General features: G+C 52.8%; 15 protein-coding genes and 1 pseudogene. 6 read left to right on the top strand and 10 right to left on the bottom strand.

The window, feature by feature from the left end; translation table 11 throughout:
- Window positions 1-155 precede the first annotated feature (155 nt).
- The 3 genes from tsaB to ppc all read right to left on the bottom strand — a co-directional run bounded on the left by tsaB (window position 156) and on the right by ppc (window position 4,506).
- The gene (gene tsaB / locus E1K68_RS07005) at window positions 156-842 is read right to left on the bottom strand and encodes a tRNA (adenosine(37)-N6)-threonylcarbamoyltransferase complex dimerization subunit type 1 TsaB (RefSeq protein ID WP_003189106.1); all 687 of its coding nucleotides are present in this window, start codon (window positions 840-842) and stop codon (window positions 156-158) included.
- A gap of 90 nt (window positions 843-932) precedes the next feature.
- Window positions 933-1,580, bottom strand: coding sequence for an adenylate kinase (gene adk, locus E1K68_RS07000; RefSeq protein ID WP_003189104.1), 648 nt, complete (start codon window positions 1,578-1,580; stop codon window positions 933-935).
- A 280-nt stretch (window positions 1,581-1,860) separates the two neighbouring features.
- Complete coding sequence (gene ppc, locus E1K68_RS06995; RefSeq protein ID WP_212613905.1) at window positions 1,861-4,506, bottom strand: phosphoenolpyruvate carboxylase; 2,646 nt, start codon at window positions 4,504-4,506, stop codon at window positions 1,861-1,863.
- Window positions 4,507-4,702: 196 nt separating this feature from the next.
- On the opposite strand from ppc, the gene E1K68_RS06990 reads away from it, so the two are divergent.
- Both E1K68_RS06990 and E1K68_RS06985 read left to right on the top strand, forming a co-directional pair.
- Window positions 4,703-5,011, top strand: a complete 309-nt coding sequence (locus tag E1K68_RS06990; protein ID WP_212613904.1) for a hypothetical protein — start codon at window positions 4,703-4,705, stop codon at window positions 5,009-5,011.
- Between the two features lie 88 nt (window positions 5,012-5,099).
- On the top strand, window positions 5,100-5,420 hold the full coding sequence (locus E1K68_RS06985; RefSeq protein WP_101267180.1) for a hypothetical protein: 321 nt from the start codon (window positions 5,100-5,102) through the stop codon (window positions 5,418-5,420).
- 34 nt (window positions 5,421-5,454) lie between these two features.
- Here E1K68_RS06985 and E1K68_RS06980 read toward each other — a convergent pair whose 3' ends face one another.
- Genes E1K68_RS06980 through E1K68_RS06970 form a run of 3 tightly spaced genes read right to left on the bottom strand, consistent with a single transcriptional unit; the run spans window position 5,455 to window position 9,819 of the window.
- Window positions 5,455-7,227 (bottom strand): P-loop NTPase fold protein, encoded by a 1,773-nt coding sequence (locus tag E1K68_RS06980; protein WP_212613903.1) that lies wholly within the window; start codon window positions 7,225-7,227, stop codon window positions 5,455-5,457.
- The gene (locus tag E1K68_RS06975; RefSeq protein WP_244858781.1) at window positions 7,227-8,222 is read right to left on the bottom strand and encodes a hypothetical protein; all 996 of its coding nucleotides are present in this window, start codon (window positions 8,220-8,222) and stop codon (window positions 7,227-7,229) included. Before E1K68_RS06975 ends, E1K68_RS06980 begins: the two co-directional genes overlap by 1 nt.
- Window positions 8,215-9,819 carry a hypothetical protein gene (locus E1K68_RS06970; RefSeq protein WP_346344322.1) on the bottom strand — a complete coding sequence of 535 codons (1,605 nt, stop codon included), beginning with the start codon at window positions 9,817-9,819 and terminating at the stop codon, window positions 8,215-8,217. Before E1K68_RS06970 ends, E1K68_RS06975 begins: the two co-directional genes overlap by 8 nt.
- A gap of 230 nt (window positions 9,820-10,049) precedes the next feature.
- Here E1K68_RS06970 and E1K68_RS06965 point away from each other — a divergent pair.
- From E1K68_RS06965 to E1K68_RS06955, 3 genes and pseudogenes are all read left to right on the top strand, one after another.
- Window positions 10,050-10,148: pseudogene (locus E1K68_RS06965) on the top strand (pilin assembly protein); the annotation flags it as partial.
- A 283-nt stretch (window positions 10,149-10,431) separates the two neighbouring features.
- Window positions 10,432-10,857, top strand: a complete 426-nt coding sequence (locus E1K68_RS06960) for a DUF4398 domain-containing protein (protein ID WP_003189094.1) — start codon at window positions 10,432-10,434, stop codon at window positions 10,855-10,857.
- Between the two features lie 56 nt (window positions 10,858-10,913).
- A complete protein-coding gene (locus E1K68_RS06955; protein WP_003189093.1) occupies window positions 10,914-11,699 on the top strand; it encodes an OmpA family protein in 786 nt (261 codons plus the stop codon).
- Between the two features lie 74 nt (window positions 11,700-11,773).
- Here E1K68_RS06955 and E1K68_RS06950 read toward each other — a convergent pair whose 3' ends face one another.
- On the bottom strand, window positions 11,774-12,142 hold the full coding sequence (locus E1K68_RS06950; protein ID WP_003189092.1) for a hypothetical protein: 369 nt from the start codon (window positions 12,140-12,142) through the stop codon (window positions 11,774-11,776).
- Between the two features lie 191 nt (window positions 12,143-12,333).
- On the opposite strand from E1K68_RS06950, the gene E1K68_RS06945 reads away from it, so the two are divergent.
- Window positions 12,334-12,576, top strand: a complete 243-nt coding sequence (locus E1K68_RS06945; protein WP_212613902.1) for a hypothetical protein — start codon at window positions 12,334-12,336, stop codon at window positions 12,574-12,576.
- Between the two features lie 779 nt (window positions 12,577-13,355).
- Here the strand turns inward: E1K68_RS06945 and E1K68_RS06940 are convergent.
- The 3 genes from E1K68_RS06940 to E1K68_RS06930 all read right to left on the bottom strand — a co-directional run bounded on the left by E1K68_RS06940 (window position 13,356) and on the right by E1K68_RS06930 (window position 15,123).
- Window positions 13,356-13,769 carry a hypothetical protein gene (locus E1K68_RS06940; RefSeq protein WP_169855394.1) on the bottom strand — a complete coding sequence of 138 codons (414 nt, stop codon included), beginning with the start codon at window positions 13,767-13,769 and terminating at the stop codon, window positions 13,356-13,358.
- 125 nt (window positions 13,770-13,894) lie between these two features.
- The gene (locus E1K68_RS06935; protein ID WP_003189087.1) at window positions 13,895-14,221 is read right to left on the bottom strand and encodes a hypothetical protein; all 327 of its coding nucleotides are present in this window, start codon (window positions 14,219-14,221) and stop codon (window positions 13,895-13,897) included.
- Complete coding sequence (locus E1K68_RS06930; protein ID WP_192002019.1) at window positions 14,218-15,123, bottom strand: alpha/beta hydrolase; 906 nt, start codon at window positions 15,121-15,123, stop codon at window positions 14,218-14,220. Before E1K68_RS06930 ends, E1K68_RS06935 begins: the two co-directional genes overlap by 4 nt.
- Window positions 15,124-15,247: the final 124 nt, after the last annotated feature.

Genomic DNA, 15,247 nt, shown 5'->3' with positions numbered 1-15,247 from the left:
CAGACTCGGCATCAATGATGGCAATTTAGCGGCACTTTCCATGGCGCGCAAATGCTCTGGTGATAACTAGAACACATAATTTGTAAAAGGTTTAAAAACCCAGGCAAATTCTGACGATTGGAGAAATTTGCCGCGCAATGCCCACATTTCTGGCGTCAAATAATCCCGCGCTCGGCCTTGGTTTGTGCGACTTTATCGCGCAGATACACCGGTGCGGCCTGGTCCGCCGCAATCGCTTCGCCGCGCTCGAATGCGAAACGCGCCAACGCCAGCAGGTCTTCAGCGTGGGGCAACATCGCCGCGTCCTGCTGCGTACACGTCATCTTGATGCGTTCGCCATAACCCCAGCCCGTGCCGGCACCGAACCAATCGCCGCTGGCATCAGCGGGCAACTGCGCCGCTTCGGGGGCCAGCACCGCTTCGGCACCGACCAGGCGCATTTCGCCTGCGGTCTCACGGTAGCAACCCCAGTAGACTTCATCCATGCGCGCATCAATGGCCGCTGCCACCTGCGACGCCCCGTGCTCACGCAACGCGCGCTGGGCCAGTACCGCAAGGTTGGACACTGGCAACACCGGACGCTCCAGGGCAAAAGCCAGGCCCTGCACCACGCCAATAGCGATGCGCACGCCAGTGAATGCACCGGGGCCACGGCCAAACGCGATGGCATCCACCGCCGCCAGGGTGGTACCGGCGTCTTCAAGCAGTTGCTTGATCATCGGCAACAATTTCTGCGCGTGCAGGCGCGGGATCACCTCGTAGTGGCTCGTGACCTTGCCATCGTGCAGCAAGGCAACGGAGCAAGCTTCAGTCGCGGTGTCCAGGGCCAGCAGGGTACTCATCGGTGTCGGTGTCCAAGTCGGAAAAAAGTGCGCCAGTATAAACAACAACGACCCGCAAGCGGGCCGTTGTCTGTGCCGCCGATCACAGGATCAGCTCAGTGCTTGCAGCACCTTGGCGGTGATGGCCTCTACCGAGCCCACACCTGGGATGTGGCTGTACTTCGGCTTGCCCTGGGCTGCGGACAGCTTCTGGTAGAAGTCCACCAGGGGTTTGGTCTGGGAATGGTAGACCGACAGGCGATGACGCACGGTTTCTTCGGTGTCGTCTTTACGCTGCACCAGGTCTTCGCCGGTGACATCGTCCTTGCCTTCGACTTTCGGCGGGTTGTAGACAATGTGGTACACGCGGCCCGAGCCTTCGTGAACGCGACGGCCAGCAATGCGCTGAACGATCTCTTCGTCTTCAACTGCGATCTCGACCACGGCGTCCAACTCCACGCCCGCCTTCACCAGGGCTTCAGCCTGGGGAATGGTGCGTGGGAAGCCGTCGAACAGGAAACCGTTCTTGCAGTCTTCCTGGCTGATGCGTTCCTTGACCAGGTTGATGATCAGGTCGTCGGAGACCAGGCCGCCGCTGTCCATCACGCTCTTGGCGATCAGGCCCAGCTCGGTGCCAGCCTTGACGGCCGCACGCAGCATGTCGCCGGTGGAGATTTGTGGAATGCCGAATTTTTCAGTGATGAACTTTGCCTGAGTACCTTTACCGGCCCCGGGAGCTCCCAGCAGAATGACGCGCATCGATGTGCTCCTCAATTTTTTATAGAGATGACGCTCGGATTCGCCGCGTGGGGCCAATCTCGTAAAAATGTGGTTCTAGGCCGATCAAACGGCCAAAGGCTGATCAAGATACACAGCGGGCCCTCACCATACAAGCCGCCAAAAGTAGGAGAAACCCGCGCCGCACATGCGTCAGCGCCAGGGTGTGCCTGAGCGCAACCCACCCCCTCAAACGACGACCGCCCGTTTCCGGGCGGTCGTCGCGGCTTATCCGCAAGCCATTGAGTACACGCAAAAAACCTCAACCGGTGTTGCGCAAACCGGCCGCAATACCGGCCACGGACACCAGCAGCGCCTGTTCCAGAGGGCTGTCTTGCGCAGCCTCCTGCTGACGCGAACGTGCCAGCAACTCGGCCTGCAACAGGTGCAGGGGGTCGAGGTAGGTGTTGCGCAGGCGGATGAACTCCAGGGTGTCGGGGCTATGGGCCAGCAGCTGCGACTGGCCGGTCAGGCCAAGCACCACGTCGCACGCCTGCGACAATAGGTCGCGTAAGTGCGCACCCAATGCCAGCAGGTCCGGCTGCACCAGGCGCTCATCATAAAGACGGGCGATATCGGCATCGGCCTTGGCCAGCACCATCTCCAGCATGTCGATGCGCGTGCGAAAGAACGGCCACTGCTCGCGCATCTGCCCCAGCAATTGACCTTCACCGCGCTCCAGCGCCTTGCTCAGTGCCGCTTCCCAACCGAGCCAGGCGGGCAGCATCAGGCGCGTCTGGGTCCAGCCAAAGATCCAGGGGATGGCGCGCAAGCTTTCAATCCCGCCTGCACGACGTTTGGCCGGGCGGCTGCCCAAAGGCAAACGGCCCAACTCCTGCTCCGGCGTGGACTGGCGGAAGTACTCGACGAACTGCGGATTTTCCCGCACAACGGCGCGGTAAGCGCTGACACCGTCTGCCGCCAATTCGTCCATCAGGTGACGCCAGGTAGGCTCGGGAGGCGGCGGCGGCAACAGGGTCGCTTCCAGTACCGCAGCCAGGTAGAGATTGAGGTTCTGCTCGGCGATATCCGGCAGGCCGAATTTGAAGCGAATCATCTCGCCCTGTTCAGTGGTACGGAAACGCCCCGCCACCGAGCCCGGCGGCTGCGACAGGATGGCCGCGTGCGCCGGGCCGCCGCCACGACCAACGGTGCCGCCGCGACCGTGAAACAACAACAGCTCCACCTGTTGCTCGCGGCAGATATCCACCAGGCGTTCCTGGGCGCGGTACTGCGCCCAGGCGGCGGCCGTGGTGCCGGCGTCCTTGGCCGAATCCGAGTAGCCAATCATCACTTCCTGCGGGCCCTGCAAGCGCGCGCGGTAACCCGGCAGTTGCAGCAGGCGCTCCATCACTGGCCCTGCGTTATCCAGGTCGGCCAGGGTCTCGAACAGCGGCACTACGCGCATCGGCCGTTGAACGCCCGACTCTTTCAACAGTAGTTGCACCGCCAGCACATCCGACGCAGCGCCGGCCATGGAGATGACATACGACCCTAGTGATGCGGCCGGTGCGGCGGCGATTTCCTTGCAGGTATTGAGCACCTCGGCAGTGTCCGCCGACGGCTTGAAGTAACCCGGCAGCAACGGCCGACGATTGGTCAGTTCCTGGGTCAGGAAGCTGATACGCGCCTCTTCATCCCAGTCCTCATAACGCCCCAGGCCCAGGTAATCGGTGATTTCGGTCATGGCCGCCGAGTGACGGCTGGAGTCCTGGCGCACATCCAGGCGCACCAGGAACAGGCCGAACGTCACGGCACGGCGCAGGCAGTCGAGCAGCGGGCCATCGGCGATCACGCCCATGCCGCATTCGTGCAGGGACTGGTAGCACAGCTGCAGCGGGTCGAGCAGGTCGCGGTTGTTCTGCAACACGTCGGCCGGTGCCGGGGTGGTGCTGGTCAACGAGGTGTGGGCCCACTGGCGCGTGGCGCGCAGGCGTTCACGCAGTTGCTTGAGCAAGGCCCGATAAGGTTCGACGCTGTCGCCGACTTTGGCGTGCAGCGCCGGGCTGGCCTGTTGCATCGACAGCTCGGAAGCCAGCTGATCAATGTCGCGCAGATACAAATCCGCCGCCATCCAGCGCGCCAGCAACAGCACTTCGCGAGTGACCGGCGCGGTGACGTTCGGGTTGCCGTCACGGTCGCCGCCCATCCACGAAGCAAAGCGAATCGGCGCTGCCTCCAGGGGCAGGCGCAGGCCGGTGGCGGCGTGCAGGGCCTGGTCGGCCCTGCGCAGGTAATTGGGGATGGCGTGCCACAGCGAATGCTCGATCACCGCAAAGCCCCATTTGGCTTCATCCACCGGCGTGGGGCGCACGCGCCGGATTTCTTCGGTGTGCCAGGCTTCGGCGATCAAGCGTTGCAAGCGCTCACGAATCTGCTCGCGCTCGGCGGTGGTGAGGTCACGGTGATCCTGCAAAGCCAGTTGCGCAGCAATGGCGTCGTATTTTTGGATCAGCGTGCGGCGGGCCACTTCGGTGGGGTGGGCGGTGAGCACCAGTTCGATGTCCAGCCGCGCCAATTGCCGGGCCAGGGATTCATTGCTGTGCCCCTCGCTTTGCAGACGGGCCAGCAACTCTGGCAAGACCCGGGATTCGAACGGCGCGGGTTGCGACTCATCGCGCCGATGAATCAACTGATATTGCTCGGCAATGTTGGCCAGGTTGAGGAATTGGTTAAAGGCCCGGGCCACGGGCAGCAACTCCTGCTCCTGCAACTGGTTGAGGCTGGCGCTCAACTCATCGCCAGCGGTTTTCTCTGAAACGGCTCCGCGACGGTCGGCCTTGGCGCCTTTGCGGATCTGCTCGATCTTTTCGAGGAAAGCCTCGCCGTACTGCTCTCGAATGGTGTTGCCCAACAGCTCACCCAGCAGGTGAACATCCTCACGCAAGCGTGCATCGATATCACTCATCAGCCAATCTCCAGCCAGAAATCCGGGACGCGCAGGGGGTTCAGAGTGCCGCCGACGTCGGTTTCTGACAAGGCCGAACGCAAACGACTTTAAACCTTGGCGCTTACAGCTAGTCTCAACGGTAGGTCGCCGCGTTATTCCGCAGGCGGCTGGTCACTCATCACCGCCTGCCCTCGCAGGCTTTATTGAGGTAGCCATGAAAATTCGAGAACTGGCCCAGCATTGGGAAGAAACCGCCAAGGGTCGTTTGACCAAGACTGAATACGCGATTCATCTGGATGTGGAAGCCGCCGCCCGGCTGGCGGCCATCGCCGAGATGTACCCCAAGCGCCACGTTGAAGAACTGCTGGGCGAGCTGATCGGCGCCGCCCTGGAAGAGCTGGAAGCCAGCTTTCCTTACATCCAGGGCCAGCAGGTGATTGCCACCGATGAAGAGGGTGACCCGCTGTATGAAGAAAGCGAGCAGGCAATAGGAAAAACTCAATATCTCTTGAAAGCCGCGTAGAACATGGCTTAGCGATCATTTCAGAGAACCATGAGTGGTAAAGACAGTCTTAGATTTACGACATATGTAGCCACGCCGGAGACTCCCCATGGACACCTTCAAAACGATGCTCAGCAACTGGGAAAACAAAGCTCACGAAACCTCGAAGCTTGTTGAGATCACCCTGACCATTCGCCATCAAGACCTAGTGAAAATCAAGGCGTTTGCGGAAGCCTATGGACTGGATCAAAGCATCATCACGGAAGGTCTGATTCACTCTGCTATAAAAGAAGCGGAAACAGCCATGCCCTACGTCAAAGGGACTGAGGTGATCAGAGTGGAGGAAGGTGAAGAGATTTTTGCCGACGCTGGTAAGACACCCGCCTACGTCGAAGCTGAACAAGCAATTTCAAAGACCCTACGGGGATAGGGTCTTAGATACGAAACACTAGCCTCGCAAGGGGCTATTCAACCTTACCTTGGCGAGAGAGTATTTCCTTTTCAATCTGTGCGTAAAGCTTTTCGTAACCTTGAAATTTACTCATTCTGGCTTTATTGAGCGGAGAGCCTTCGCACATTTTCATTAGGCAACGGTACATCTTGAAAAAAATATCATGATAACCATCCTGAATATCATTATCAGGAGAACTAACCTGACCGCATTTCAAGCACATCCGCACAAGGTTTGTGAAATTATAATCATCTAAGCTTGAAAAATATTCTAAGAATTCAGCTTCTGTTTTTTTGGCAACGCTATTTCTAACATCAGTATTTTCAAAACCAGAAACGTTATAAGCGTAATTTATCAAATCAGGCAGACTCTTTTCTATTACCAGACCATCAAAAAACTCTTCAAGCTTCTGTTGAATATAGGGATTCGCAGGCCAGCGAAACACATCGCTTTTTTCACGTATATCACTTGGTGCAACAACCTCAATAAAATACTTATCTATGTCGCTGTTTATTTTATCGATCCGCCCTACATCGTAATAAATAGAAGCAACCGAATCTAAATCATTTATTGAAAAATTGACCAAAGACACATCTATAGCTAAATCGAATGCGGCAAAAACCTCATCATCATTTTTTGAAAAAGAAGCGTGGAAGACATTCCAAGCTTTCTGTAACAAAGCAATATCTTCATCATGCTTAATTTTGACTTCCAACGCGACGACTAAATCTCGCATTGACTGATCGTCAGCATAACCTTTTCTAACTAAATTTATGATCGCAACGTCGAATTCATCAGTGGAACTGAATCCATAATCTTGCAAATATTCAATCTTAAGGTCTATTTCTGCGAGTAATTTTATTTCTTCTGGGGATCGATCATCATCAGGCATACGATACCCAGATAAGCTACCTTGGTAAGTCAACAGGAAGTCGATATCTACGCCTGCCGAATTCCCGCCATAGATTGAAAGAACTGCAAGAGGCAACGTCCTATAAGCCTGCCGCTGCACAAGCTCATTACAACCATTCAGCCGCTCATGCAGAAGACCTGCGAAATAATCAATTTTCTTGAGCAAACGAACATTGTTTATTTTCAGCTTAATGGCGTTTTCCGAAACTATCTTACGTGCCTCACCGGATGGGCTAAAAACCAAAGAGGCTGATTCTTGCACCGAAGGACTAAAAACAATCTCATAATCAAAAACTTTTTCACTGTATGTGAAAAACTCATCATCCGGTTTGAGTGACCCTTCATTCAAAATTAAGATGACCGAGCAATTCTTTTTCTCGATCAAATTTGAAACCAATCCTAATACATCCCGTGCAGATAAAGAATTACCACGACGCTCAAAATCGTCAATGCAAATGATTGTTTCTGTAACAAGAGAGTATTGAATCGAATCAATAACTCCGCCAAAGCTTCCGACAAAGGGAATTTTTGCTTCCCGCCCATAGCCGAAAATCTTTCTTAAACCTACAACGCCATCACTGAAATCCAACTTCTTGATATTTTCAACAACAGAGTTTTTGGTAGTGACATCACCGGCACTTTTGCTGGGAACGGTATTCTCAAAAACTGAACGCTTTAAGTCAGCTAACGAATTTATTCCGAAAAGTGAAACGTAAGAATAGTTCACACGAGCAAAATTAGACCGATTCTTTGCAATTACAGAATTCCAGAGATAGGTTTTACCCGTGCCCCACTCCCCTTTCAAAACAATTGCAGAACCCATTCTCTTAACAGCGAAATCATTCAGTGCCTTTTCAACTTGAATGACAGACATCAGTTTATCCCTTTAGCTTTATCATCATCCTTTATGAAATCAGGATATTTTTGTGGTTGCAGAATAAAAATATATTTAACAAATTTGAGATTGAGAGCTTCGTCCAACGCCTTCTGAAAATTGGAAATTGAATGAAGGGGCGATTCATCAACAAGCAAAGATCGCCAATGTATATTATTTTCAGCATCAGACTTTTTCAGCTTCAACAAAGTCTCTATTGCTCTATGTGCGACATTGCCAACATCAGAACGCACAGTAAAACTTTGCCTGATAGTTTCATCATCAATCTCAGTATTTTCATCTAGCTCGCAGGTATTTAATATCGAGAGCGTCCTAGGCGAAAACGTGTAATTTTTATCTCCATTGTAATCCTGCAAATAGACATCTTCTATTTTAGTTTTCCAAGTCTCTGTATCATCACTTTCATGAATTTCATCTTTTCGCAATTTCAGGTGCAGCCCCACGCCATCACCTAATTGGTAATGCATATCACCGGCTAGCAAACTCATCAAACTATTCGACAAAGCTGAAAAGAAATTCACACGATAGTTTTTGTTAAATCTCTCAAATAGAGAAATATCGAAAAGGGTCCAAATGCTGTGACGCTTCCAAGCAAACAATATCGGGATACCCAACAACTCACTATACTTGATTAGCCTTTCCCGATCTTTCGCTCTAAGAGTAAGGTTTTCATCCTGCTTGGTTTTTACTTCGATCAAAACTCTGTATTGATTATTATCAGTGTTGAAAACGGCCAACAAATCAGGAACCTGAAAGGTTTCTTTAGAAGATTTCGGAATTTGTTGTTGATCCAATTTGTGGACAAGTGAACATTTACCGAGCCAGCTACAGATGACGGCAAATTCGTCTTCTGCGGGTAAACCGAGATCTAGACGCAAAACCCGCTGAACCACTTGATCAGCATTTTCCCAACCACACTGTTCAAGTGCCTCATGAAGAATTCGACTCCGATCCATCAGCATAAGCTCATCCATGTATTTCATCCTCATCACTGCAAATCAGCGGAATTTCATCGGGTGCAATGGAAATCACCGAATCACTAGAATGGTTTGCTCTTCCAATACACCATAGAGATTTCCAGTCTTCTTTTCTAATGCTCGAGAAGAAAACCAGATCGAAACACGATACTTTTTTTGACATTCTTGGCAATTTAATAACATTACCAAAAAAATCTATTATAGGAGATTTAGCAATCACAACCTCAGTTTGTTCTTCTGAACAGAAAACCTTGATTGCTCTGCTTTCTATTTCATCTATACGGGCAGTGAAAATACTTTCTCCATAATCAAGCTTGCGAATCACATCACCTTTGAATAGCTGGGCGTAGAGTTCTATGTATCGTTCATCCGGCAGCGTTAAGTCTAAAGTTTTCAATCTTAGCTGTTCAGGGATTTTCGAGGCGATGACTTTGGAGCACTCAGCAACCTCAACGATCTTTTTCAACCTATTGAAAAGCTCAGTGTAGTCACCATACGTTCCATCCCAAAGCCGCATAGGTTCACCATTCAGAACAATTTCGACTGAAATTCTGGACTTTGGATATTTTTTAACAAAGTCATAGGCTCGCTTGATACGGTGATAATGCCTCAAATTGTTGATGGGCTGACCCAACCATCCAGCAACGTCGAATGTATAAGTTGCATCTACCTTATATCGATCATGAATAAAATAACGAAAAGTAAAGAATCCGTTTAACGCAGAACCTGCAATATCGAACTGTTTAGACCCCTTACCCATGAATGATTCAGTTGAAGCCAGCTCAAATTCGGCTTCATCACTCACAAAGTAGATACTAGTTTCAAGTCGTCGTTTACCGGGCGTGAGGGTAAGGGTTCCACCTACAATGACATCATTAAGATGTTCGAATAGTTTTGAACCTACGAATTTGAAATCATTTGTAGGTATGTGAATCGGCTCCCCCACTTCAGTCATTTTTTGCCATGCCTGATCAGCAGAAGCATTGGCTTCGTCATCATTAAAAACTATCTGAATTTCTGGTGCAGGATCAGTGATCGGAATCAGCTCATGAACGACAGAACCGCTTGTAGCAGTGACTACAACCTTAAAATTTGGATCAATGCTATTTATTGATTGTTCATAACCTTCAACGACCGCCGAGACGTCGAAATTTCCCGGACTACCTGCCTTCGTAATCAGGGATATGGTTGCTTCGATAATCCCCGCACGAATTTTGTTTTCAGCCTCAAATGGTGCCATCGGAATCACACCAACCAGCGAAGAAACGTAGGATTGATGAACGGCCTTCATCTCTTTCAAATGAGCGACAGTGTGAAACGTCTCTTCGTTGTCGATCAGCTTGGAGCACGAATAGCACATCCAAATACCGTTATCGAAATGTCGTCTTTGGGCTTTTGTCTGAGTTGGGTCATACCGTTTGGCACCCGGCCCGCTCGCAGCAGCACAAATATGTGCAGCGACACCGATACTATTTTTCCTGTCACCCGCATCCGTTGAGCCAATCGTGAAGACACGACAACGGGAACAGAGGTTCGCGGCCCTCACAAGCAACTCAATCTTTGTCGTTTCAGAAAAGTCGTCACGGGTGCTCACGCCGGCCCCTTCTTCAACAACCTTTGGTGCTTTGTTCTTCCGTGGTGCCATCGTGCGTAACTCGCCATCGTGTGAGCGGAATCCTGTACAGGCGTTTTAACATCGAACGCTTGGGCACACCAAGAAATGGTGCTGGGATCGACACCCGGAAACGACCACAACCCAAGACAGTATTGGGCTACGCTGAGCTGTGCTGGCTTACCTCGACCGCAAAATTTTCCTTCGTAGTCCCGCTTTCCGAAGACGTCGGCCCCACACCACGTTTTCTCACGTTATCCCGTCGCCACTTGCACGATTTGTCGGCCGCTACTGACGAACAAAAGCACTGATAAACATTTATTGACGTCAATTAAACCCACGTATTCCGGGCCTTTTACGGGCCCGGAGGTACCGCCGCGCGCCGCGAAAGTTCCATTTTTCAAACACTGACCAGTCAGTCAGATATTTTTTTAGGCAAATCGCCATATCCGCTGAACTTTTGAAAAAAGCCTCCGGTCACAGCCAGTAGCCATCACGTGTGGAACGGTCGTTTGAACGGACGCCATGTGCTTTATCGACGGGCCCGAAATCGATACGCCCCGATGGATTTTGATGTTTTTCAGGAGTTATCCAATGGAGTTGAAGACGATGAACACCAGCACTGCCAAATCCTCGTTTAACCATCTGCGCGGGCTCAAATTGGCCGCGCTGGCAATCGGCACCAGCTTCGTTCTGGCTGGCTGCGCCGGCAACCCTCCAACCGAGCAGTACGCCGTAACCCAATCGGCCGTCAACAGCGCAGTCAGCGCCGGCGGCACCGAGTACGCGGCGGTGGAAATGAAGTCGGCCCAGGACAAGCTCAAAGAAGCTGAGATTGCCATGCACGACAAGAACTACGACAAGGCTCGCCAACTGGCTGAACAAGCCGAGTGGGATGCCCGCGTCGCTGAGCGTAAAGCCCAGGCTGCCAAGGCTCAACAGGCTGTGAAGGACTCCCAGAAGGCTGTTGACGAACTGCGTAAAGAAGGCATGCGCCCAGCTGCAATCATGCAGAAGTAAGCCGCAGCCTCTTGACTGCATCGCACCTGATATCGAATTGAAAGGACGACACGACTATGCGTAAACAATTGATGATCCCTGCCCTGCTGGCGATGAGCGTTGCCTTGGCGGCCTGCTCCACCCCGCCGAACGCGAACCTGGAAAATGCGCGGACCAATTTCTCGTCCCTGCAAACCAACCCGCAAGCCACCAAGCTGGCCGCGCTGGAAACCAAAGATGCCAGCGACTGGCTGGACAAGGCTGACAAGGCCTACCGCGACAAAGAAGACGAGAAGAAAGTCGACCAACTGGCCTACCTGACCAACCAGCGCGTTGAAGTGGCCAAGGACACCATCGTCCTGCGCGAATCCGAAGCCAAGCTGAAAAACGCCGGTGACGAACGTGCCCGCGCCCTGCTGGACGCCCGTGATGCGCAAATCAAGCAACTGCAAAACAGCTTGAACGCCAAGCAAACCGATCGCGGCACTCTGGTAACGTTCGGTGACGTGCTGTTCGCCACCAACAAGTCCGACCTGAAATCCAGCGGCCTGGTGAACATCACCAAGCTGGCTCAGTTCCTGCGCGATAACCCAGACCGTAAAGTGATTGTCGAAGGCTACACCGACAGCACCGGTTCCGACTCGTACAACCAGAGCCTGTCTGAGCGTCGCGCCGCTTCCGTTCAACGTGCACTGGCTCAGCAAGGCGTGGATATCTCGCGCATCGTGACCCAGGGTTACGGCAAGGAATACCCGGTTGCCGATAACGGCAGCGTTTCCGGCCGCGCCATGAACCGTCGCGTTGAAGTGACCATCTCCAACGACAACCAGCCGGTCAAGCCACGGTCTTCCGTCGCTAACTGATCAATAGCCTGGTAAAAAAGCCCCGCCTTTAGGCGGGGCTTTTTCGTTGCCGTTCATGAAAGCGCATTCAAGCTTTAGTCATTGAAGTATCTGAAGCTGCTGCGGTTGCCGTTCTGGCCAGAATTGATGTAACGGCTGGAATCGCCCGAGTTGCCGTTATTTCCGTAGTTACCATAGTTACCGTAACTGCCGTAATTACTATAGCCTTCAAAGTGACGGTAGTTCCCCGGCGCGCCCATCATGTCATTGCCGTTGCGCCCATGGTTTTCATAGTGACTGCACCGCCCGCTATTGCCGTTATTGCCATAGTTACCATAATTGCCATTGTTGCCGCCACTTCCCCACACCCGCTGACCCGGTGTGGAATGGCGGGGTTGCTCTTCAGCATAACGTGGAGGCCAAGCAACATACTGTGCAGGTCGCGAACCAAATAGATGAGTCATCTTATCTTCCCTGTCAAAATTTAATAATAGTGTATGCATTGACGACACATAAGCTGCATGCTGCGCAGTGCATCGTCCCTTTAGGTGGAGAATCGCTGCGAGCAGTTCCACTGCGAACACTCTAAAAACCACATCAAAATATGCACAGCAACGCAGTCACATTGTTTGTTTCAATCTTGAAGGCGCCGAGCATGGCCATTACCGACCGGCCTATGCCTGGAGGTCAATTGACGATTGCCGTTACTGCCATGATTGGAATAACCACTGTGGCTTCCGCTATTACCGTTATTGCCGTAATTGCCGAAGTTACCGTCATTCATGCTGTTATTACCGTTATTGATATGCACACCCACTTGCGCCGATTTTACGCCACCGACCGTCACATAATTAGTATTGAATACATAGGTCACGTAGTTGATCGTAGGCGGCTGTGAAGCCGTCGCCTGAGTACGCGGTGGCGGCCCCATGTAGCGAACGGTTCCACGATTCAAAGGTTGAGTTCCGGCATACCGTGGACGCCGACTCGATTGATAGTGATTGTAGTTATAGGTTTTACCCACTTGAGGGTATCTCCACCCCATACGCTGCCCCGTGACAGCGTTCCATGTATTGGACATGACCCCCATGGTATTCGTGAGCGCTGTATTGAAAAATGAATCTAACCTCATTCCTTGACTCCAAATGATTTCCCATACGCCCAGGTTTAAACTCCTGGCAACTATAAGAGTGGTCGGCTACGTCTATCAGTTCCCAACGGTATAATCCTGATATAAGTAGGGGCTCACCTGTTGGTCGCCCAAGCCGGTCATCTATCGCTGATGGATAAGATTGAAACGAAAAAAAACCACCAGTAACGGTGGTTTTTTTGACTAGGGAAACTTGATCTTGCGATCAGTATCTTCATCTGGCGGCGTTATCTTTTTGTTATGAGAGGAGGTATCAGACGAGCAACCTGCCAACTGATTACGCGCCTGTTCTTGCGCATCCGCCCGTTCCAACGCCTGATGCGCCCTGGCCATGGCCAGCATATTGCAAATCGCATCAATTCTTATCACTGCCTTCCCGCCCCCACTTTGCGTAATTACATTGCCTTTTGTGGCACCTGATGCAATTGGGTTCCAAACAATTTCGTTACGAGATCCGCGATGATGACCGTGAGGCCGCTGATATGAAAAACCCGCCGCTAAAAGGCGGGTTTTTGTAGGGTTGCCGATCAGTAGTTGATCGAGCCTTGACTCTCACCGCCGCCCATCTGGATTTGGCCTTGGCCCGATGCGCCACTTTCACCGCCTTGTGCCCCTTGGGCCGCTTTTTCTTCTGCCATCAGTTTCACCAGTTTTTTGAGCAACTCTTCAAGACTCTCATCCCCCCCAGCGCCTTGGGAGCCATTGGAACCCTGAGCGCCTCCCGCCCCTTGAGAGCCACCGGAACCACCGGAACCGGAATCTTGGGACCCCTCACCGCTTTTAGCTTGAATTTTCTCCCGGAGCTGCTGAATTTGCTGATCAAGACCTTGCGAAGGTCCCTGGATGCCTCCCGAATTGCCCGCGCCAACTGAAGGTGCTGCGCCAATACCATCCATAAACTCGTACTCCAGAGTGATAAATAAAGTGGACTGATCAGCCAAACCAATCAGTCCATCATCTGTGGCGCACGAGCGAAGATGGTTCCAGCCTATAAAAGTTCGGGCGGTCCCTGAACGACTAACCGGGAAACTCAACGGTATTTTTCATACCACGCAAAAACCCAGGCTCACTGTTGCAACTGCGGGGTTTCCTGGCCCATGCAACGCACAGCCTGCTTCTTATTGTTCACCAGCACGCCGCTCAAGCCTTTCTGTTCGGTATCAAACATCACCAACACGCCGTCAACGCACTGCGCCACTTGCGCCGCTGGGGTCAGGGAGACCTTGTAATCCTCACCCGGCACGGTCTTGAGCATGGTGAAGTCGCTGAGCAGCAACGCATCTTCCGGCTTGGCAAAGTGCAGGTAGCCGTAGTACCACAGGCAGCCAACGGTACCGATGATGGTGCCGATGCCGGTGAGAATCAGCGGGATCATGTTGCGTTCTTCGCTCATTGCGGGCTCTCTGATGAATCAACTTTAGGAATAGGGTAATTCGGAATTTCGCCCAGGCGGCGCAAGCCGTTGAAGTGCTGCGGGTCGTCCAGGTAACGCAGCATCACGGTCTGCCAGGTTTTATTGGCAAAGGTCTGCACATGGCCGCCACGGGTCAGTTGCAACACCCTGGGCGGCGGTGCGGCCTGATACAGGCGGATGCCATTGGCCACCGGCACGATGGGATCATCCAGGCTGTGGAACAGCAGCTTGGGCACGCTGGTCACGCGGGGCATGGCATTGATCGCACTGTCGGCGTCGGGCACCAGCCATGACAGCGGCACCTGCAACGGCCAGGTTAACCAGGAAGTGCTCAAGGCGAATTGTCCTACGTCACGATAACTGGCTGGCACGCCGTCCAGTACCAGAGCTTTGAGTTGGGCTTGACGCTCCGGGTGGGCTGCCAGGTAATGCACCGCCAGTGCACCGCCCAGGCTTTGCCCGAGAATAATCAACGGTTTACCCTGGGTTTCAGGCGCCTTGTCGATCCAGCCGAATGCGGCGTCGATATCCTGGTAGACCGCCGGCAACGATGGCTTGCCTTCCGACAGCCCATAGCCACGATAGTCCAGCAGCAGCACTTGATAGCCCTGTTCCGGCAACCACCAACTGCCCCCCAGATGCCAGGCGAGGTTACCGCCGTTGCCGTGCAAATGCAGGATGGTGCCTTTGAGTGGCACACCCGCTTTGGCTGGCAGCCACCAAGCGTGCAGCTTCACCCCGTCTGCGGTGGTGAGCGTGACGTCGCGGTATTGCAGGTGGGCTTTTTCCGGGGTGAAGGGCAGGCCGGGCTCGGGGTAGAACAGTAAGGAGCTGCAGCCGTTCAATGTGAGTAGCAGGCATAAAATGCCGAGGATTCTCATCCGTTGAAGCCTCATGGTGATTGACGCCCACTGTAGGAGCGAGCTTGCTCGCGAAGATCGTCAACGATAACGCGCTAATACTGAAGAAACGCGGTGCCTGAGCGTTCTTCGCGAGCAAGCTCGC

Source organism: Pseudomonas sp. B2021, assembly GCF_018135665.1.
Taxonomy (GTDB): domain Bacteria; phylum Pseudomonadota; class Gammaproteobacteria; order Pseudomonadales; family Pseudomonadaceae; genus Aquipseudomonas; species Aquipseudomonas lactis.
Note: the sequence above shows the minus strand (reverse complement) of the source record. Positions and strands in the feature narration are given on the sequence as shown.